The following is a 20833-nucleotide window of genomic DNA, read 5'->3' on the forward strand; positions in this document are numbered from 1 at the left end:
TATGCGATCCAGGGTTGTTTAAACCTCCTGTTGATCGCATTTTTGCATTTGCATTGTTAACGGCTCTCTATGATCAAACTAAAACCCATTGCTGCGTGCGCTTTGCTGCTGGGCACGCTTACGGTAAAAGCTCAGCAAAATGCCTCGTATCATATTTATAATACCTATCATAACGCTACCAGCCTGCTCAACAACGGCCAGTTCGTGGCCGCGGCCGAGCAGTTCCGATTGATCGAACGTACGCGTGGAAAAGCTTCCAGCGCTCCCCAATTTGAGTCAGAACTTTCATTGCTGAAAGAGAACGCGCAGTATTACGAAGCGTTATGCGCGCTGGAACTGGGCAATGATGATGCGCTTAAGATGTTCCAGCAGTTCATCAAAGAACATCCTGAGAACCCGCTTTCGCGCTTGGCCAATTACCAGATCGGCCGCTCCTACTCTAAACAACGGCTTTACGGCGATGCGTTGCTTTGGTTCAATAAGATAGATGCCAAAGAGCTTACCGGTAAAGAATATACAGAGTACAAGTTCAGGAAAGGATATGCCTACTTTGAGACCGGTGATATGCCTTACGCGCAAGAGCAATTTGCCGAGGTCAAGGACCGCCGCTCACCTTTTCAGGAGGATGCTACCTTTTATTACGCCTACATTGCCTACCTCAACAAGGATTACCATGTAGCCTTGGTGAACTTCGAAAAACTGAAGAACTCCAAAAAATACGAGAGCAGCTACCCATATTACATTACTGCCGTTTACTTTTTAGATAAGCGCTACGATGATGTATTGAATTACGCTATCCCGATCCTGAATACCACTAAGCAGCAACACGAGACGGAAATGCTCCGCATCGTTGCAGCCACCTATTTTGCCAAAGGCGATTTTGCCAACGCGGCCAAATACTATGCCCGTTTCCAGGACGGCGACCAGAACAAGACCCAGAACTCGCAAGACAGTTACCAGATCGGTTATGCCAACTACAAGATCGGCAATGACACCAAGGCCGTTACCGAATTAGAGAAGTTGGTGGACAAGTCGGACCCATACAGCCAGAACGGTAACTACACGCTGGGTTCCATTTTTTTAAAGGCCAACAACAAGCGTTCGGCACGCAATGCGTTCCAGGTAGCTTCAAAGCTTGATTTTGATAAGCAATTGCAGGAGGATGCTCTGTTCGAGTATGCCAAGCTTTCTTACGAACTGGACTTTAACAGCCAGGCACTCGAGGCAACGCGCCTTTATTTGCGCAACTATCCACGGTCGCCAAGGTTGGCCGAGGTCAAGATCCTGCTGGGCGAAACGTTACTGAACTCGAAAAATTACAAAGAGGCGGTAGAGATACTGGAGCCTATAGTGGCCAACACGCCGAGCGCATCGGAGGCCTATCAAAAGGTTACGTACTACCGCGGACTCGAATTTTATAACGAACGTGCCTTTGAGAACGCCATCGGTATCTTCCTGCGCTCGTTGCAACACCCGCGCGACGAAAAGATCGTGGCCCTTACCCGTTATTGGCTCGCCGAATCAATGTACGAGGTGCGCAAGTATAGCGAATCGGTGGAGCAGTTCGAAGCATTTTTGGAGAACCCTGAAGCTCGCAACTCGGGCGTTTATAACTATGCCAATTATGGTTTAGGCTATGCCGCCTACGGTGCGGAGCAATATCGCAAAGCGGCCACCTATTTTGAGCGTTTCCTGAGCGGGGGCGCCAAGGATAAGAACACCATCAACGATGCGGTAGCGCGTTTGGGCGATAGCTACTTCGTGATGAAGAATTACGGTAGGGCCATGTCATACTATGACCGTCTGATCGCCAGCGGTAGCCAAAGCCAAGATTATGCCCTGTTCCAACGCGGTATGATACAAGGCTTGCAAGGCAGCCCTGACACCAAGATCGCCACTTTGAACGATGTACTGACCCGCTACCCTAACTCTGACTTTGCCGATGATGCCTCTTTCGAGATCGCTTATACGTACTTTTTAAAGAATCAGGGCGACCGTGCCAAGACCGACCTGCAAGCCATGATACAAAAGTATCCGCAAAGCAGCTACGTGCCACGCGCATTGGTGACCATAGGTTTGATCGACTATAACGCCAATCAGGACGACCTGGCCGTTGAGTCGTTCAAAAAGGTAGTACAGACCTATCCTTCTACTGAGGAAGCCCGTCAGGCCCTTAAACAGATAGAGAAGATATATACTGACCGTGGTGATGCACAAACGTTCATCAACTATGCTACAACTACGCCTATCGGCAACTATAGTGCTGCCGAACAGGAAAGCATCATGGCCACAGCTGCCAATAACCTTTACTTAAAAGGCGATTGGAACGGTACCGTGTCAGCAGTTAACGGCTATTATGACAAGTTCAGGAACAAGCCGATCTACGAGAAGCAAATGCGCTTCATTCGTGCGCAGGCACTGGTGAACCTGAACCGTACAGACGAGGCTGTTCAGGATTACAACGTGATCCTGAACGATTGGACCAGTGCATACACCGAGAAGTCGTTGATCGCCATGTCCAAGTTATATATCTCTCAAAAACGATACAACGAGGCTGTAGTGTTCCTGAAACGATTGGAGACCAACTCAGAGTACAAGGCCGATTATACCTTTGCGATCAATAACCTGCTTATGTGCTACACCCAAATGGAAATGCCGGATGATATTCTGCACTACGTGAAGCTGGTACGTGAGAACGAAAAATCATCAGAGGAAGATAAGTTCAAGACCGGCTTGTATGCGGGTAAGGCTTACCTGGCTAACAACGATACTACTTCGGCCATCAAAGAATTCAACTACACGCTGTCCAACACCAAAACGGTAGCAGCTGCCGAGGCCAAATATAACATTGCCGAGATCGAGTATATGAAAGGCAACTACAAGGCATCGTTGAATACCTGTTTCGACCTTACCAAGAAATTTGATAATTATGATTACTGGTTCGCTAAAGCTTACTTGCTAATGGCCGACAACTATGTGGCCATGAAGGACACCTACCAGGCCAAAGCCACCCTGCAAAGTTTGATAGACGGCTACAAAGGTAACGACGATATTCTGCCTGCCGCCAAAGCTAAACTGCAGGACATTGTAGAGAACACCAAACCTGCGGCCACCACTGCTCCTAAAAAACAGTAAGCAACCCAACCATTTAATTCCATGATCAGAACATATCATTATATAGCGCTTGCAACTGCTTTAACGTTCAGTTTTACGGCCACGCAGGCACAAACGCAACCTAAAAAGACCACGACTAAACCCGCGGCAAAAGCCACGACCAAACCTGCTGCAAAACCCGCCGCCAAGATCGGGGAGGCAGCAGCTAAGGTTAAACAAGACACCACTAAAAAAGGTGGAACCGCGGGCAATACGCCTGATAACAACGGAGGGAGCCTTTCGGAAGAGATCGTTGTGACCACCGTATACAAGCCAGTACTGGCCGATGCGGTGAAGATACGCCGTAACCCCAACCTTGAGGATACCCAGCCATACAAAGCTCCGCTCACCTATGCTACGTTAGACAAGCGCCTCGACCGCAACAGCGATATACGCCAGTTAGAGGCCATGAAGATGCCGGTGGAACGTGATTCCATTCCGCTCAATAACTTCGCAAGGGCCGGCTTTGGTAGCCTGCGCACCTTATTTGGCGAGGCTTACGTGAACAACGGCGCCGACCAAGCGCTTCAAATGGGCGCTTATGCCAAGTACTTTGGCCAACAGGGAACGGCGCTCACCAAACAGAACCAGGACCGTGCCGAGGTTGGCGTTTTTGGTAAGACCATTGGCGATGTACATACGCTGAACGGTCGCATCAACTACCTGCGCCGCAGCAACTACTACTATGGTTATGATAACACGCTTACCACTGCGCCTATCGACCCGGCCAAGCAGCACTTCAACACCATCAGTGCCGAAGGCGAACTGACCCGCAATTTCCAAGATACTGAGCGAGCATTCACCTATGCGGCTAAACTGAGCGGCTACGCATTTAGCAACGCTTACCAGGGGCGCGAGAACAACGTAATATTAAGTGGCTTCCTGAACCAAACCATCAAGCAATTTTATGCCGGGCTGGGTGCCTCGTTAGATGTTGCCAACCAAAAGGACTACCAATATTCACTGAACAACAGCTTGTTTAGGGCCAACCCTTACCTAAAGTTCCAGGGCGAAAAGTATAAGATCGATGCAGGGGTGAACATCGTACAGGAGTTCGGTTTTTCGAGCCGTTTCTTTGTGTTCCCTGCCGCCAAGCTGGAGTTCCAGGTGCTGCCTAAATATGTACGTCTGTTCGCAGAGGCTAAGGGTGATATCAACCGTACATCTTTACGCTCTTTGTCAGAAGACAACCCATTCATCGGTCAGAACATCAACATTAAGAACTCGGTTGACAGGCTTGACGTTACCGTTGGTTTGAAAGGTCAACTCTTCCCGGGCATGGGCTTTAAGGCGGCCGTTTTCCGCAACGAGGTAAAAGATCTGCCACTGTTCGTGAGCAATGTACAAGCCGCTATCAGCGGTCAGCCTGCAACCCCGGGTGACCCTGTACCGGTAGGCAACAACCGCTTTAATTTGATCTATGACAATGGCCTCTCGCACATCACCGGCTTCAATGGCGAGCTGGATTACAAAGCCTCTGACGACCTCAACATATTTGGCCGTGTAGAAGTAAGAGACTATAAGCTTAAGAGCGAGGCCGAGGCCTGGAACCTGCCAAAGTTCCGCCTTACTGCCGGTACCGCCATCCATATCAATAATAAGATCGATATCAATGGCTCGTTACTGTTCCGTGGTGCCACTAAGGACCGCATTGCCGGTAACCAGGTGGTCACCCTCAGTTCATTTGCTGATGTGAGCGGCGGCGTTAACTACAAAGCCACCAAAAAACTGTCGGTATTCGTTCAGGCCAATAATATCCTGAACACCAAATACCAGACCTGGCTGTACTACCCTAACTACGCATTTAACATATTTGGGGGCTTGGGCTACAGTTTTTAATTATATTTGCTCAACTGTCATCAAAACAACTGGGTGCACTGAACAATGGATCTGTCGGTTTATATAGCTGAATTACTGAACAAAAATGGCACGGTAAGCATACCCCGAGTAGGTGTGCTGAGCCGCGTACGCATGCGTGGATATTACAACGCCGAAGAAGGCAAGCTATATCCGCCTTACTACCAGACCAATTTTGAGTTCCAGCCCGAGACCGATGATTCTTTGGTGAGATACCTGGTATCTCGAGCCAACGTGTCCGAGCAATCTGCCAAGTACTTCATTGATAAATATTTACAGAACCTGTTTCAACAGGCCGAGATCGGCGAAGCTTTGTTAGGCGGCTTAGGCTGGCTATCGAAGGATGGCGATAAATTGCATTTCAGGGCTGATAAGCGTATGAGCGCTACCGTGGCCACCTTTGGCTTTAGTCCGGTAGATCTTAATGCTCAACTCGTTGCTGCCGAAAAAGAACTGAACGAGCCGTTCAACCAGCCGGAAGTACCTACACCGGCACCTCAGGAAGTTGTGCCTCCTGCAACACCGGTACAACAAGTGCCGGAGCCAGTGGTACCAGTAAGTCATGAGCCAACACCTGTTCCTGAGCCTGTGATCGAAGCACCAGTTGTTATCGAGCCGGTTCAACCTGTTGAGGTAACTCCTGCTATTCCTGTACAAGAAACACCAGTAAGCGCTGTGACTCCTGTGGAGGTACCGGAGGTGGTCAACACACCTACGCAGGTGTCGCCGCTTATGCGCCGCAACCAGAACGACACTCCACGTACTCCTCCTGCCACGCCCGAGCCACCGGCTCGTGTAATTCAGCCAAAAGCAGCGGCACCGGTACCTGACCAGTACCCTCAGCCAGGTAAGAAAGAACCAGCCAAGCAGTTCTACGAGAACCCTTGGTTAATGGCGCTGATCGTAGGCGCGGTCGTTATTGCGGGCCTTGTCATGTTCTATCCCCGGCAAGGCAGGGTCGCAGGAACTGAAAGGTCTCAAAAGGATGTAGTGACACCCAGCACCGACTCGGTGAAGGTCACACCATCTGTTGCGGCCCCGGTACTGACCACCGATACTACAGCTGTGCCTTCTAACGATAGTTTGAAAGTCGATAGCGCCAAGACCACGATATCAGGGATGGCTCGAGCCACTCCACTACCTGCTTCGACCGAATTTGCGCCCGAGGTGGAAACACCTGCTAAAGCTGGCAAAGGCAAAGAACTGACCAACCCTAACAATTACCGTTTTGTACTCATTGGCGGCTCATACGGTACCTGGGAGCTTGCCCGCGAGGCAGCTGCACGATATCATGCCGCCGGCATCGATGCTTCAGCGTTCGAGAACACCGGACGTACCGTTAAAGTAGCCTTGGGTTATTTTGCTACCTGGCCCGAAGGTCAGGAATACAGGAAGCAACTCATCACTCAGAAAAAGGTATTGAGCTGGAAGTTGTACATGGAAACTCTAAGAAAAAAAGCTAAAAAATGATGTTATTAGTACTGTTGCAAGATACAGCTCAGCAGATCGTAGATACCGCTAACAAAGCCGCACAAACCGTAGCAACGCCTGTTGCCGCCCCTGTTGAGGACCTCCGCTTCGGCGAGCTCATCATGAAAGGTGGTTGGGTAATGATCCCGATCGGTATCCTAGCCGTACTGGGCCTGGTGATCTTCTTCGAGCGTTATTTTACCATCCGCAAAGCTGGTAAGGACGAATCGAACCTGATGTCACAGATCCGCAGCAGCATCACTGCTGGTAAACTGGAATCGGCCGTCGCGGTGGCCCGTAACAGCAACTCGCCGCTTGGCCGCATGTTGCAAAAGGGTCTGTTACGTATCGGTCGCCCCATCAAGGATATCGAAGGCTCTATCGAGAACATCGGTAAACTGGAAGTGTCTAAACTGGAAAAGAACATCGGCATCCTGGGTATCGTTGCAGGTATCGCTCCCATGTTCGGATTCCTGGGTACCATTGCGGGTGTTATCCAGATCTTTTATAACATCTCCAAGACCGACAATATCAGTATGGGTGCCATCTCAGGTGGTCTGTACGTAAAAATGGTGACCTCGGCCGCTGGTCTGTTAGTGGGTATCGTGGCCTACGTATGTTACCACGTACTGAACATGATGGTAGATAAGGTGATCCTGAAATTGGAGACCGATGCCATCGAATTTATTGACATGTTAGAAGAACCCAGCAGATAATGAATCTCCGTAAAAAACATAGCCGTGCATCGGCTGAGGTACACACCTCGGCCATGAATGATATTATGTTCTTTTTGCTGCTGTTCTTCCTGATCGCCTCTACGGTGACCAACCCTAACGTGATCAAGCTTTTGTTACCGAAGTCGTCATCAGGGCAGGCGGTATCAAAAAAGACCATCAATGTGGCCGTGACACAAGATCTGCGTTACTACGTTGAAAAAAAGGAAGTTCCGGTAGATGCCTTGCAAGCCACCTTAGAGGGCTACAAGAACATGGCAAAAGAACTCACGATAGTGCTTAGCGTTGACCGCACCGTGGCCATACAGGATGTGGTACAGGTAATGGATATTGCGCAAAAGCTGAACATCAAATTGGTATTGGCTACACAGCCTAAGTGATCGATCGCTCATGGACCATCGTCAGGAAGAGAATAATTACCCTAAGGCATTTGCAGCAACGGCCGTGATCATGGCCATACTGATCGGCCTGAGCTACTTTATTGTCTTTCAGCACCCGGCCAAAGAAGAGGACGGCACCGGCGGCATCCTGGTGAATTATGGCACCGTAGATGAAGGCATGGGCGATGACTATATGAGCACCGAAGAACCTTCGGTAGCTGAACAGGCCAACAATACCCGCCCTGATAAGGTGACCACCGCTCCTCCTACTGAGCAGGTAACTCCCAGCGAGAACACCAGCCAGGATGTAGTGACCCAAAATACGGAAGATGCTCCGGAGATAGCGGCCAACAAAAAGCCGGAAAAAGCGGTAACAACTCAGCAGCAACCCACTAAAGAGCCGGCAAAACCGACGATCAACCAGAACGCGATATTTAAAGGCAAGACCAATAACGGTACCGGCGAAGGAGATGGCAACGGCAACACGCCGGGCAACCAGGGGAAGACCACCGGCACCACGCTCACCAACAATTATGATGGCACAGGCTCAGGCAACGGCGGTAACCTTACCGGCATGCCTCAGCGTAACTTCATTAGCAAACCATCGGTAAGTGACGATAGCCGCCGTACCGGTAAAGTGGTGGTAGATATCCGCGTGGATAAGGATGGCAACGTGACCTATGCCCGTGGCGGCGCCCGTGGTACCACCATAACCGATCAGGCCCTGATCGACAAGTGCGAGGATGCGGTAAAACGCGCCCGCCTTAACTCGTTAGACAACGGCCCCGACCTGCAGCAGGGTACCGTGGTGTTCGTTTTCAAAGTACAGTAAGTCAGCTCTTATTATATCCAACGTCATCGCGAGGAACGAAGCGATCTCTGCGGAGGCCGGTCGGTCATATGAATCTTACAGAGATTGCTTCGTGCCTCGCAATGACGGTCTCAAACGCTATCATGAATTACCAGCAAACCCTCGAATATCTATACACTCAACTCCCCATGTTCACCAGGGTGGGTGCGTCGGCTTTTAAAAAGGACCTGACCAATACGCTGGCGTTGTGCGAGGTATTGGATAACCCGCAACACAAATTCAAAAGCATTCACATAGGTGGCACCAATGGCAAGGGTTCTACCTCGCATATGCTGGCCGCGGTGTTGCAAATGGCCGGTTATAAGACCGGGTTATATACTTCCCCTCATCTGAAAGATTTTCGCGAACGCATACGCATCAACGGCGAAATGATCAGCGAGGCCGAAGTGGTGGACTTTGTGGCCAACCAACAAGCCCATATCGATGCTATACAGCCCTCATTTTTTGAAATGACAGTAGCCCTTGCGTTCGATATATTCGCTCGCCACGAGGTGGATATCGCCATCATAGAGGTAGGCTTGGGTGGCCGGTTGGACAGCACCAACGTGATCACGCCTTTGCTATCTATCATTACCAACATCGGCTGGGATCATATGAATATGCTGGGCAATACGCTCCCTGAAATAGCAGGTGAGAAAGCTGGCATCATCAAGCCGCACATCCCCGTTATCATTGGTGAGCGCCAACATGAAATAGAACAGGTCTTCATCGATAAAGCGGCTGCTCAACACGCTGATATCAGATTCGCGTCAGATCATTTTGGGATCATACAAAACGATCAGCCTGCTGATCAGGCGCTACGCAATGTGACCGTTGTTCCAGCACAAGCTAATGCACAGGCCTCCTATCAACTGCAACTTGACCTTACCGGAACTTACCAACTAAAGAACGTGAAAAGCGTACTGCTCGCTGTTGAAGAACTCAATAAGCAGGGCTTTGTGATAACCACTGATCAGGTAAAGCAGGCTTTGGCAAAGGTCAAGACGCTGACCGGATTACAAGGACGCTGGCAAACACTCAGCACGCACCCGCTCACCATTTGCGATACCGGCCACAACCCCGACGGCATACAAGAGGTTTTGAAGAACATAGCGGCCATTCAATTTGACCACCTGCATTTTGTGTTAGGTATGGTGAACGATAAGGATATCACCAAGGTGCTTAAACTCCTTCCCCGAAACGCTACGTACTACTTTTGCCGGCCCGACCTGCCGCGTGGTCTCGAAGCCGAAAGCCTTCAGGAACAAGCACAGGCCGTAGGACTGCAGGGCGAAGTGTACCCATCGGTATTACAAGCACTGAAAGCCGCCCAGCAAAAGGCCACCGACCGCGACCTGGTATTTGCCGGTGGAAGTACCTTTGTGGTGGCCGAAATAGTTTGATATATTTGGGAAAGTTCAGGGCTCATGATCGATTGGAAATGGTCCTTTTTTGGAGGCCATACCACAAGTTACAGCCATGAACGATGCACCTAACATACTACCATGGCCTACCTACCTTTAGCCTCACGATATGAGGAAATGACCTACCGTCGCTGCGGCAATAGCGGCATCCAACTACCGGCACTTTCATTGGGCCTATGGCACAACTTCGGTGGTGTGGATGTTTTCGAGAGCTACCGCAAGATCCTGCAACTGGCGTTCGACAGCGGCATCACCCACTTTGATCTGGCCAACAATTATGGTCCGCCATATGGCTCGGCCGAAGAGAACTTTGGCATCCTGCTTAAAAAGGACCTTGCCGCACATCGCGACGAGCTCATCATCTCGAGCAAAGCAGGTTATGACATGTGGCCCGGCCCTTATGGCAACTGGGGTTCCAAAAAGTACTTGGTAGCCAGTTTGGACCAGAGCCTCAAGCGCATGGGACTTGACTATGTGGACATCTTTTATCACCATCGCCCCGACCCTGATACGCCTTTAGAAGAGACCATGGGTGCGTTAGACCTTATCGTCCGCCAGGGTAAAGCGCTTTACGTAGGCATATCCAATTACCAGGCCACCGAAGCTAAACAAGCCATCGATATCTTAAAGCGTTTGGGCACACCTTGCCTGATCCATCAGCCTAAATACTCTATGTTCGAACGTTGGGTAGAAGGCGGCTTGCTCGATGTATTGGAGCAGGAAGGTGTAGGCTGCATTCCCTTTTCGCCATTGGCGCAAGGCATGCTTACCAATAAATACCTGCACGGCATCCCCGAAGGGTCAAGAGCCGCCAAGGCTTCAGGCCACCTGCAAACAGAGGCCATTACTGATGCAAAGATCGCACAGATCAGGCAACTGAACGATATAGCCATCACCCGTGACCAAACGCTTGCTCAAATGGCGCTGGCCTGGTTAATGAAGGACAAGCGGGTCACCTCAGTGCTGATCGGCGCCAGTAAGCCCGAGCAACTGGCCGACTCGCTTAAATGCCTACAAAACACCCATTTTGAAGCAGAAGAACTGAACCAGATAGAGAACATTTTACAGAACAGACCATAATGCAAAATATCAATTGGGGTATCATTGGCTGCGGCAACGTGACCGAAAAAAAGAGCGGACCAGCTTTTAACAAAGTGACGGGTAGCCAGTTAGTGGCCGTGATGCGTCGTGATGCTGAAAAAGCTGCCGATTACGCAAGCCGTCACAACGTAGGTAAATGGTACAACAATGCCGATGAGGTATTCAACGACCCCGAGATCAACGCCATCTATATCGCCACCCCGCCGTCTTCGCACCTGGAATACACGCTGGCCGCCCTTCAAAAAGGCATGGCCGTTTATGTGGAAAAGCCTGTTGCCATGAACGCCGCAGAAGCCCAGCACATGGCCGAGGCCGCCCGCACTTACGGTGGTAAACTGGTGGTGGCTCACTATCGCCGCCGTTTACCCATGTTTCTGAAAGTGAAGGAACTACTGGATAACAAAGCGATAGGTGATGTTCGCACCATACAAATGCGTTTATGGCAAAGCCGTAAGCCTGCATTAGTGACCAAAGACGCACCCAACTGGCGTACCGACCCAAACATCTCAGGCGGTGGTTATTTCCATGACCTGGCCCCTCATCAACTCGACCTGATGCTGTACTTTTTTGGTCAGCCGCTCCGTTATCAGGGCTTTAGCCTCAACCAATCAGGCGATACTCCCGCCGACGATCATGTGACCGGTTCGATACTGTTCGCCAATAACACCGTGTTCAACGGTTCATGGTGCTTCAATGTGGCCGAAAATGAGAACATGGACCGTTGCGAGATCATTGGCAGCGAAGGCAGTATCAGCTTCGCGGTGTTCGGCACATCGGTCACGGTAAAGGTAGGGCCACGCGAAGAGGTATTTGAGTTTGAGCACCCCGAGAACATTCAGCACCCTATGATCAGTAGTGTGGTAGGTTACCTGAACGGCGAGGAAGCTAACCCTTGCACCATTGATGAAGCGATCACTTTAATGAAAATAATAGATACTTTTACCACGAATTGATCGTATCTATAAACGAAACTAAAAGTTCATTTTGATAACATGAAGAACCTGTTCAGAAAATTCGCATTTGTTGGCCTCATGATGGCCGCTATCACGGCATCGGCCCAGCAGCCTAAAAAGCCACGCCCAAGTCCTCCGGATACCGTGAGAGCTACCTTGAACAACGGCACAGCCGTACAAGTGGCCTACAGCCAGCCATCAGTAAAAGGTCGTACCATCGGTACCGACATTGCTCCTTATGGTAAATGGTGGCGTACTGGTGCCAACGAGATCACTACCGTTGAGTTCAGCAAAGATGTGAAGGTAGAAGGCAAGGCCCTCCCTGCTGGTAAATATGCCTTGTACACTATTCCTGGTGAAAAAGAGTGGACCATTATCTTTAATAAGGACAACAAGAACTGGGGAACCAAATATGAAGAAGCTGACGACGTATTGCGCGTGACCGTGAAGACCGGTAAGTCGGCAGCCTTTGTGGAGCAACTGAAATTTATGGTTGACCCAGCCGGAAAGATCAGCTTTGCCTGGGGCGATAAGTTAGTGGCTTTCAAAGTGAAATAAGCTGTAAAATTCAAGATAAAACAAGAAAAGCCGTGCAAATGCATGGCTTTTCTTGTTTTTATAGGACCGTTTATCAGTCTTTCTTCTTGGGTACTTTGGCACCTTCCTTACGTGCTTCAGACAGGCCAATGGCTACCGCTTGTTTCTTGCTGGTCACTTTTTTTCCGCTGCCGCTTTTCAGTTTGCCTTCTTTCATCTCATGCATGGTCTCCCCCACTTTTTCCTGAGCCTTTGCTGAATATTTTGCCATGGTGTATATCAGTTTATGTTATATGAATAACTATGGCTATGGTGCAAAAGTTTTGACCACCTGTTCAAGTGCGTCCAGATCATTGGAGTTGATGAGTTTGACATTACGGGTGATCGTCTCTGCGTCCCAGTCCCACCACCTCAGCTTGAGCAAGCGGCTGATCGTATCCTCGTCATAACGCATGCGGATCACCTTGGCCGGGTTTCCACCAACGATCGCATAGTCGGGCACATCGTGCGTTACCACGCTCCGGGTAGCTATGATGGCACCGTTACCTACTTTTACGCCCGGCATAAACATAGCGTCGTGGCCTATCCATACATCATTACCGATCACCGTGTCACCTTTGTGCGGATACTTGGTGGTCAGGTCGGCCCCTTCATGTACAGCCTCCCAACCATGGCCAAAAATGGCGAAGGGGAAGGTGGAGACAGGCGCTAACTCATGATTACCGCCATTCATGATGAACTTTGCGCCACTCGCAATAGCGCAAAACTTACCAATGATCAGCTTATCGCCCAGGAACTCGAAATGGTAAAGGACGTTCTTCTCGAAGTTATAGGCATCCACGGTATCATCATAGTAGGTATAATCGCCCACGATGATATTGGGGCGGGTGATGATATTTTTGAGGAACACCAGGTTAGGATAATGCTCTAACGGATGTATCTTATGAGGATCAGGACCTTGCAGCATAACTTAGATAATTTGGTGTAAGGCAAAATTAGACAATTTGCTCGGAGGATATCAGGTATCACAGATAGCATATTAAAATATAAAGGGCCACATCGATTGATGCGGCCCTTTTTGCTTTACACTGCTTTGTGTTGTTCGTTGTTCTCTTTGTTTCTATGTTGCTGATGCGCCTGGCTTATTTGCTGGCCAGGGTCAGTTCCTTTACATCGGCTGCACCTGCGGTGGTCTTCAGCGTCTCGATGGTCTTGCCGATCCAGTAAGCATTAGCGGCATTGTAACCGGTAGTGTGGTATTGTACCAAGCCGTGCTGATCGATCACTACGTCCGTCGGTTGACCAACTACGCCTAACCTGCTGCTCAGTTCTTTGCCGTTCTCCAGGTGCTGGTAGGCCAGTGGGCTATATTTCAGGAACTCTTCTACCGTTTTTTTATCATCCAGTGGTACGGACAGGAACACCACGTCACCATCTGCTTTGTAAGTTACGGCCAGTTCGTTCAGGTCTGGCAATTGCTGACGGCATTGGATGTTGTTCACATACCAGAAGCTCATCACCACGATCTTGCCTTTTAGTTTCTCATTGGTCCACTGCTCACCGGCATAGCTTTTTTCTTTCAGTTTTTTGCCGAAGGCCTGACCGGTAGTGAAGAACGGGCTTTCTGCCGGTTTACCCATCTTAGCGAACTTGGCATCTCTTGCAGCTTTGCTCATTTTTACTAAACGCAAGGCGCCTTTACCGTTCTCCATCACTACTACCTTTACTTCGTAGCGGCCGCTGTTCACTAAGGTGGTCCAGGCAGTGTAATCCACTTTACGTCCTGCTGAGTCCAGTATAACCGAGCGCTCGTCCAAACGTGGCAGGCGATATACTTTTTGCGGGCCTGAGGTGCTGGTCTGGGCCTTTGCGAAGGTCACGGTAAGTAAAAGGGCGATGGTGTAAAGCAGTGTTCTCATTGTTATTGTTATTAGGGGTGTTATGCTTAAGGTATAGGCAAACGCTGTTCCCATAAAATACGCCCCACTGCTCAAAACGGCCTTTTTTGCCATTTTCACAAGAAACGCCTGCCAAAACGCCTCATTTTCGCCAAATGAGACCCCACATTTTACCGATCGTTAAATTGTTAAGCCAGGCGACATTTTTATCGCCGGGGGAAATATTCCCCAACACTCGCTACCTCAACTCCCCGCTTCCCCAATGCGTGGGCACTTTCGCCACGGTTAAAATGTGAAATATTGATCGAGCTGATGCATTAGATAGCGGTACAGGCGACTAAACAGCCTCATTACTTCTACCAAATAAAAAAGGCTGTACGGTCAGTACAGCCTTTTGCTTCGTTGATATTGTATTCAAGCGTTTTTATCTACATAAATATGATGAGGAACCTTCGACCGCAGATCCAGCTCTTTCTGAATGTGCTTACTCGTTCCTACTTCCTGGTGTAAATGCGGAGCGATTACCAATGACACGATCGACATCAGTTTTATTAGAATATTCATGGATGGCCCTGATGTATCTTTGAATGGATCGCCCACCGTATCACCCGTAACAGATGCCTTGTGCGGGTCTGATTTTTTGTAAAAGGTCTCGCCATTGATCACCACACCTTTCTCGAACGATTTCTTGGCGTTGTCCCAAGCGCCGCCGGCATTGCTTTGGAAGATGCCCATCAGCACACCCGAAACCGTAACACCGGCCAGCAGGCCGCCCAGTACCTCAGGCCCAAAGGCGAAGCCAATGATGATCGGCGTGATCAGCGCGATCAGTCCCGGAGCCATCATTTCGCGGATGGATGCCTTGGTCGAAATGGCCACGCACTTTTCGTATTCAGGCTTGGCCTTATACTCCATAATGCCCGGTATCTCCCTGAACTGTCTCCGCACCTCCTCAACCATTGACATGGCCGCACGGCCCACTGCGGCAATTGCAAGCGAGGAGAAGATGAACGGGATCATGCCACCCACGAACAACCCGGCTAATACATCGGCTTTATATATGTCGATGTGATCGATACCAGCCACGCCCACAAAAGCGGCGAACAAGGCCAGCGAGGTCAAGGCAGCGGAAGCAATGGCAAAGCCTTTACCTGTGGCCGCTGTAGTGTTACCTACCGCATCCAGGTTATCGGTACGGTGGCGTACTTCCTCAGGTAATTGGTTCATTTCAGCAATGCCTCCGGCGTTGTCAGCTATAGGACCGAAGGCATCGATAGCCAGTTGCATGGCCGTGGTGGCCATCATACCCGCGGCCGCAATAGCCACGCCATAGAGGCCGGCAAAATGGTAAGAACCATAGATACCTGCCGCTAATACCAGGATCGGCAGTACGGTAGATTCCATACCTACCGACAATCCACCGATGATGTTGGTGGCATGACCGGTGGACGACTGCCTGATAATGCTCATGACCGGGCGCTTGCCCATGGCCGTATAATATTCGGTAATTATCGACATCAGCGTGCCTACCACCAGCCCAACCACAATGGACAGGAATACCCCCATGCGATCAAATACCAGTGCACCAGCTTTGATCACGCCATTGGCCTCGTCACGTACCAGGTGGAATTGCCCCTGAGGTAACATCCATTGCACCACAAAATAGGTGGCAATCGCTGTAAGCAATATGGACGACCAGTTACCGATGTTCAACGCGTTCTGCACGCTATCGGTCTCGGTCTTGATGCGAACGAAGGATGCACTAATGATCGAAAAGATCAGCCCCATCCCGGCGATCACCATGGGCAATAACACCGGGGCAATGCCGCCAAAATTGTCATGGGATACGATCTCGCGACCTAAGACCATGGTCGCCAGGATGGTGGCCACATACGAGCCAAAAAGGTCGGCGCCCATGCCGGCCACGTCGCCTACGTTGTCGCCAACATTATCAGCTATGGTGGCGGGGTTGCGCACGTCGTCCTCTGGTATACCGGCCTCCACCTTGCCTACCAGGTCGGCGCCTACGTCGGCCGCTTTGGTGTAAATGCCACCGCCCACGCGCGCGAACAAGGCGATAGATTCAGCACCTAAAGAGAAGCCGGCCAATACCTCCAATGCTTTTGACATGGCCTCGCCATTGACGTTACCGCCGGTCTTGACCACATACAAGTGATAAAATAAGATAAAAAGCGAACCCAAACCCAGTACCGCTAAACCGGCAACGCCAAGGCCCATCACGGTGCCGCCGATGAACGATACTTTAAGTGCTTTAGGAAGACTGGTCTTGGCAGCCTCGGTGGTACGCACGTTGGCTTTTGTAGCAATGCGCATACCCAAATACCCTGCAAAAGCCGACAAGAACGCCCCTATCAGGAACGATACCGCGATCACCGGGCTCGAGTTTTGCACTGTAGTGCCCGACCAAGCCAGTAAAATGACCGCGATCACCGCAAAGTAACTGAGCACTTTCCACTCGGCACGCAAAAAGGCCATGGCGCCATCGGCAATGTAGCCTGCCAATTGGTTCATGCCTGCATCGCCCGATGGTTGCTTGACCACCCAAGCCGATTTCACTGCCATGGCCAACAGGCCAATGATACCCACTAAGGGTATACAATAGATCAGATAATGGTACAGAAGATCCATAATTTAGTTGGTTTTAAGAAAGTTATGATTGGTTATAACGAATGTGCGAAAAAAATAACTGAATAAAGCAATAGCCTGCATATCAACGCAAAAGATAATTTGGTTAAATGGTGTCCACCCGTGATCAGGGATGATCGCCGGCCCGTTCTTCTCCACGTCCACGTGGTATGGTCAGCCGTGCAGGCACGGATTAGATCATTTTAGCCTCTTAATATTTTCGTTACCACAGTGCTTTCCCAACATTTTTGGATAGATTAGGGCTTCAAACCCCAAATTATTGATGGAACCTACTAATTCTCAACCTAAGCTTAAGAGCGAACTCGGCCTGCTCGATGGCACCATGCTGGTGGCCGGATCCATGATCGGCTCCGGGATATTCATTGTCAGCGCTGACATTATTCGCAATGTAGGTTCATCAGGTTGGCTGATCGCCGTTTGGCTCATCACAGGTTTCATGACCCTTACCGCGGCCGTTAGCTATGGCGAGTTGAGCGCTATGTTCCCCAAAGCAGGCGGGCAGTACGTATACCTGAAAGAGGCGTATAACAAGCTCATCGCCTTTTTGTATGGCTGGAGCTTTTTTGCCGTGATCCAAACCGGAACTATTGCTGCCGTGGGGGTGGCCTTTTCCAAATTCGCGGCCTACATTTTTCCGGTCGTTAGTGAGGAGAATATCCTGTTCAGCATGCCGATCGGCACTTATACCTTCACGCTGAGTGCGGCACAGGTGGTATCTATCATTACGATCATATTGCTCACCTATATCAACACCCGCGGTGTTAAGGGCGGAAAACTGATCACCACTACCTTTACCCTTACTAAGCTGTTAAGTCTTTTTGGCTTGATCGCCTTTGGCTTTATTATGGCCCGTGGCGATGTTTGGACCGCCAACTGGACCAACGCCTGGGATATGCACGGCTTAGCTAAAGACGGCAGCATAACCGCCTTGACCATCACCGGCGCGCTGGGTGCTATAGCCGCATCAATGGTGGGTTCTATATTCAGTAGTGATGCATGGAATAACGTTACCTTCATAGCCGGCGAGATGAAGAACCCTCAACGCAACATCGGTCTGAGTTTATTCCTGGGAACGATGATCGTGACGCTGATCTACGTATCGGCCAACGTGATGTACACCTCGGTGCTTCCGCTAAATGAGATCGCCACAGCCGAAAAGGACCGCGTGGCCGTAGCGGCTTCAACCGTCATATTCGGTAACGTCGGCACGTTGATCATTGCGGTTATGATCATGATATCCACCTTTGGCTGTAATAACGGCCTGATCCTGGCAGGTGCAAGGGTGTATTATACCATGGCTAAGGATGGCTTGTTCTTCAGCAAAGCTGCTAAATTGAATGATAACCAAGTGCCCGAGTTCGGTTTGTGGATACAATGTGTGGTGGCCAGCGTATTGTGCTTGAGCGGTAAATATGGCGACCTGTTGGATATGATATCCTTTGTGGTGGTGATATTTTACGTGCTTACCATCATCGGTATTTACATCTTACGCGTTAAAAGCCCTGATGCTCCTCGCCCTTACAAAGCTTTTGGCTACCCGGTATTACCGGCCATTTATGTGATCATGGGTATAGCTTTTTGCATTTTACTCATAAAATTCAAACCACAATACACCTGGCCGGGTTTGATCATTGTGCTGATAGGCATACCTATTTATTACATCTCAAAAAGCAGCAGCAAGCATGAGGATACTGTCCCTGATCGTACTTAGTTCGTTAATATTTCAAACCACTACCCGGGCACAAGGCCTGGAGAAGAACTTACAGACCGCGTTAGACCGGCTACAGCAGGACAGCCAGTGCCGCTATGCGTCCATATCGTTAACGGTGTTGGATGCAGAGACCGGTAAGGAAGTGTTCAGCGCCCACCCCAATGTGGGGCTGGCACCGGCATCGACGCTGAAAACGTTAACCTCGATCACGGCATTCAACGTACTTGGAGCCGATTTTAAATTTCAGACCCTATTTGGCTATAGCGGCGCCATTGATGCCACCGGAACGCTTAATGGCGATGTGATCATTAAAGGTGGCGGCGACCCTACCCTGGCCAGCTGGCGCTACCCACAAACCAAGGAAAATAATATTCTCACCCAACTGGTGGCCGCTTTAAAGAAGGCCGGCATCAAAAAGATCAATGGGCGCATCATTGGTGATGATTCGCTATTTGATACGCAGGCCGTTCCTGACGGCTGGATCTGGCAGGATGTGGGTAATTACTACGGCGCAGGCGCATCGGCCCTTTGCTGGCGCGAGAACACTTTTGATATCAAATACGAGACCAGCACCGTTGGCAATCCTGTAAAGGTGATCGGCACCTCGCCAGCCATGCCTTACATCGACTTTAGGAGTGAGGTGACCACCGGCGCGCCCGGTACGGGCGACCACTCTTACGCCTACGTGCCTGTGGGTACCAAGAACATGTACGTACGTGGCTCCTACTCTACCGATAAGGCCGAGAAAAGCATATCTGTATCCATGACCGACCCGGCTTACGATGCGGCCTGGCGTTTAAGCGATACCCTGAAGCGCATAGGCATTGCCATAAGTGGGGAACCGGTATCAGTGACCACCTTAACAGCCGCCAACCTGCCTTTGCCGGCCATGAGCAAGACCCTCACATCCATCAATTCGCCAGACCTGGGAAAGATCGTGTACTGGCTCAATAAAAAGAGTATCAACCTTTATGCGGAGCAGTTGATCAAGACCATTGCACAGCGGAGCGGTAAAAAGGTATCGACCAGAGGGGGCGTGTCTGCCGTGAAAAGCTTTTGGCAAGCTAAGGGGATAGACAGCGCTGCATTGAACATTTATGACGGTAGCGGCCTGTCGCCCGGCGACCGTATCACTACCAGCGCGCTGGCACAGATACTCCGCACTGCGGCCGATCAGCCATGGTTCGGTGTTTTTTACGAAAGCTTGCCTTTGTATAACAATATGCACATGAAAAGCGGTACCATTGCCGATGTTGTGGCCTACGCCGGTTACCAGACCCACCAGGGACGTAAACTATGCTTTTCGGCCATTATCAACAATTACACAGGTTCGACCACTGCGGTAAGGCAAAAGCTGTTCAAGGTACTGGACGAGCTGAAATAGCTATTGCAGCATGAACTCTGCCTTTTGAACACCATCGAGTGCCCGAATCTGTTGTAACACTTGCAGTTTGTTCACATTCTTGACATCCTGTTTGACCAGCGTGATGCTGATCTCATCGGTACCGTCCTCAACCTTTTTAAGGTCGATGTGAGTATAGCCTAAGTGAAGTTCTTTCAGTAAAGGGTCTAATTGGTCCACCAGTGTGTTCCCGTGTTGGATGCTTATCCGGATCTGGTCGGTTTGCCCTGCCTTAAAGTATCGTAGCTCCAGGGGTTTGATCAGCGCCAGTATGATGAGGGCCAACACAGTGGTCAATACCGCAGCTCCGTACATGCCTCCGCCAACCGCCAATCCGATCGCCGCTACCGTCCAAAGGCCGGCCGCGGTGGTCAGTCCTTTGATCACTTGTTGCCGCACGAACATGATGGTACCTGCGCCAATGAAGCCAATACCACTCACCACCTGCGCGGCCACGCGCGACGGATCAAGCTCGATCCCTTTTTGACCGACAACATCGGTGAAACCATGCATCGATACGAGCATGAACAATGCAGCACCCATACAAACCAGCATGTGGGTACGCAGGCCTGCGGTCCAGTCGCGGCGTTGCCGCTCCAGACCTATCACGCTGCCCATTAAACAGGCAAGCAATATCCGAAGCATTATCTGTGTCAAGGAGATCATAGATAATTCACGTCTATACACTCCTATATG

17 protein-coding genes are annotated in these 20833 nt (G+C 50.3%); 12 read left to right on the top strand and 5 right to left on the bottom strand.

Annotated features, from left to right (window positions below; all coding sequences use genetic code 11):
- Window positions 1–69: 69 nt before the first annotated feature.
- The 10 genes from LLH06_RS15520 (at window position 70) to LLH06_RS15565 (ending at window position 12480) form a co-directional block, all read left to right on the top strand.
- Window positions 70–3135, top strand: a complete 3066-nt coding sequence (locus tag LLH06_RS15520; RefSeq protein WP_228170204.1) for a tetratricopeptide repeat protein — start codon at window positions 70–72, stop codon at window positions 3133–3135.
- A gap of 21 nt (window positions 3136–3156) precedes the next feature.
- Window positions 3157–4992, top strand: a complete 1836-nt coding sequence (locus LLH06_RS15525; protein ID WP_228170205.1) for a TonB-dependent receptor — start codon at window positions 3157–3159, stop codon at window positions 4990–4992.
- A gap of 45 nt (window positions 4993–5037) precedes the next feature.
- A complete protein-coding gene (locus LLH06_RS15530; RefSeq protein ID WP_228170206.1) occupies window positions 5038–6480 on the top strand; it encodes a hypothetical protein in 1443 nt (480 codons plus the stop codon).
- Window positions 6480–7196, top strand: coding sequence for a MotA/TolQ/ExbB proton channel family protein (locus LLH06_RS15535; RefSeq protein ID WP_394800334.1), 717 nt, complete (start codon window positions 6480–6482; stop codon window positions 7194–7196). Before LLH06_RS15530 ends, LLH06_RS15535 begins: the two co-directional genes overlap by 1 nt.
- Window positions 7196–7594 carry an ExbD/TolR family protein gene (locus LLH06_RS15540; protein WP_228170208.1) on the top strand — a complete coding sequence of 133 codons (399 nt, stop codon included), beginning with the start codon at window positions 7196–7198 and terminating at the stop codon, window positions 7592–7594. Before LLH06_RS15535 ends, LLH06_RS15540 begins: the two co-directional genes overlap by 1 nt.
- A gap of 10 nt (window positions 7595–7604) precedes the next feature.
- Window positions 7605–8426 carry a cell envelope integrity protein TolA gene (locus LLH06_RS15545; RefSeq protein WP_228170209.1) on the top strand — a complete coding sequence of 274 codons (822 nt, stop codon included), beginning with the start codon at window positions 7605–7607 and terminating at the stop codon, window positions 8424–8426.
- 122 nt (window positions 8427–8548) lie between these two features.
- Window positions 8549–9847 carry a bifunctional folylpolyglutamate synthase/dihydrofolate synthase gene (locus LLH06_RS15550; RefSeq protein ID WP_228170210.1) on the top strand — a complete coding sequence of 433 codons (1299 nt, stop codon included), beginning with the start codon at window positions 8549–8551 and terminating at the stop codon, window positions 9845–9847.
- A 102-nt stretch (window positions 9848–9949) separates the two neighbouring features.
- The gene (mgrA, locus tag LLH06_RS15555) at window positions 9950–10948 is read left to right on the top strand and encodes an L-glyceraldehyde 3-phosphate reductase (protein ID WP_228170211.1); all 999 of its coding nucleotides are present in this window, start codon (window positions 9950–9952) and stop codon (window positions 10946–10948) included.
- Window positions 10948–11922: a Gfo/Idh/MocA family protein gene (locus LLH06_RS15560; RefSeq protein ID WP_228170212.1), complete on the top strand. Its 975-nt coding sequence runs from the start codon at window positions 10948–10950 to the stop codon at window positions 11920–11922. The genes mgrA and LLH06_RS15560 overlap by 1 nt, the downstream gene beginning before the upstream one ends.
- Window positions 11923–11961: 39 nt before the next feature.
- The gene (locus LLH06_RS15565; RefSeq protein WP_228170213.1) at window positions 11962–12480 is read left to right on the top strand and encodes a DUF2911 domain-containing protein; all 519 of its coding nucleotides are present in this window, start codon (window positions 11962–11964) and stop codon (window positions 12478–12480) included.
- A gap of 73 nt (window positions 12481–12553) precedes the next feature.
- On the opposite strand, the gene LLH06_RS15570 is transcribed toward LLH06_RS15565, so the two are convergent.
- From LLH06_RS15570 to LLH06_RS15585, 4 genes are all read right to left on the bottom strand, one after another.
- Window positions 12554–12730 carry a DUF6496 domain-containing protein gene (locus LLH06_RS15570; RefSeq protein ID WP_228170214.1) on the bottom strand — a complete coding sequence of 59 codons (177 nt, stop codon included), beginning with the start codon at window positions 12728–12730 and terminating at the stop codon, window positions 12554–12556.
- Between the two features lie 36 nt (window positions 12731–12766).
- A complete protein-coding gene (locus LLH06_RS15575) occupies window positions 12767–13426 on the bottom strand; it encodes a CatB-related O-acetyltransferase (RefSeq protein WP_228170215.1) in 660 nt (219 codons plus the stop codon).
- Window positions 13427–13601: 175 nt separating this feature from the next.
- Window positions 13602–14378 (bottom strand): TlpA disulfide reductase family protein, encoded by a 777-nt coding sequence (locus LLH06_RS15580; RefSeq protein WP_228170216.1) that lies wholly within the window; start codon window positions 14376–14378, stop codon window positions 13602–13604.
- A 393-nt stretch (window positions 14379–14771) separates the two neighbouring features.
- On the bottom strand, window positions 14772–17006 hold the full coding sequence (locus LLH06_RS15585) for a sodium-translocating pyrophosphatase (RefSeq protein ID WP_228170217.1): 2235 nt from the start codon (window positions 17004–17006) through the stop codon (window positions 14772–14774).
- Window positions 17007–17286: 280 nt separating this feature from the next.
- Here LLH06_RS15585 and LLH06_RS15590 point away from each other — a divergent pair, with 280 nt between their 5' ends.
- Complete coding sequence (locus LLH06_RS15590; RefSeq protein ID WP_228170218.1) at window positions 17287–18735, top strand: APC family permease; 1449 nt, start codon at window positions 17287–17289, stop codon at window positions 18733–18735.
- Complete coding sequence (gene dacB, locus LLH06_RS15595; protein ID WP_228170219.1) at window positions 18707–20119, top strand: D-alanyl-D-alanine carboxypeptidase/D-alanyl-D-alanine endopeptidase; 1413 nt, start codon at window positions 18707–18709, stop codon at window positions 20117–20119. Before LLH06_RS15590 ends, dacB begins: the two co-directional genes overlap by 29 nt.
- Here the strand turns inward: dacB and LLH06_RS15600 are convergent, their stop codons facing one another.
- Window positions 20120–20782: an MgtC/SapB family protein gene (locus LLH06_RS15600; RefSeq protein ID WP_228170220.1), complete on the bottom strand. Its 663-nt coding sequence runs from the start codon at window positions 20780–20782 to the stop codon at window positions 20120–20122.
- Between the last annotated feature and the right edge of the window lie 51 nt (window positions 20783–20833).

Origin of the sequence: Mucilaginibacter daejeonensis (assembly GCF_020783335.1) — a bacterium.
GTDB lineage: Bacteria > Bacteroidota > Bacteroidia > Sphingobacteriales > Sphingobacteriaceae > Mucilaginibacter > Mucilaginibacter daejeonensis.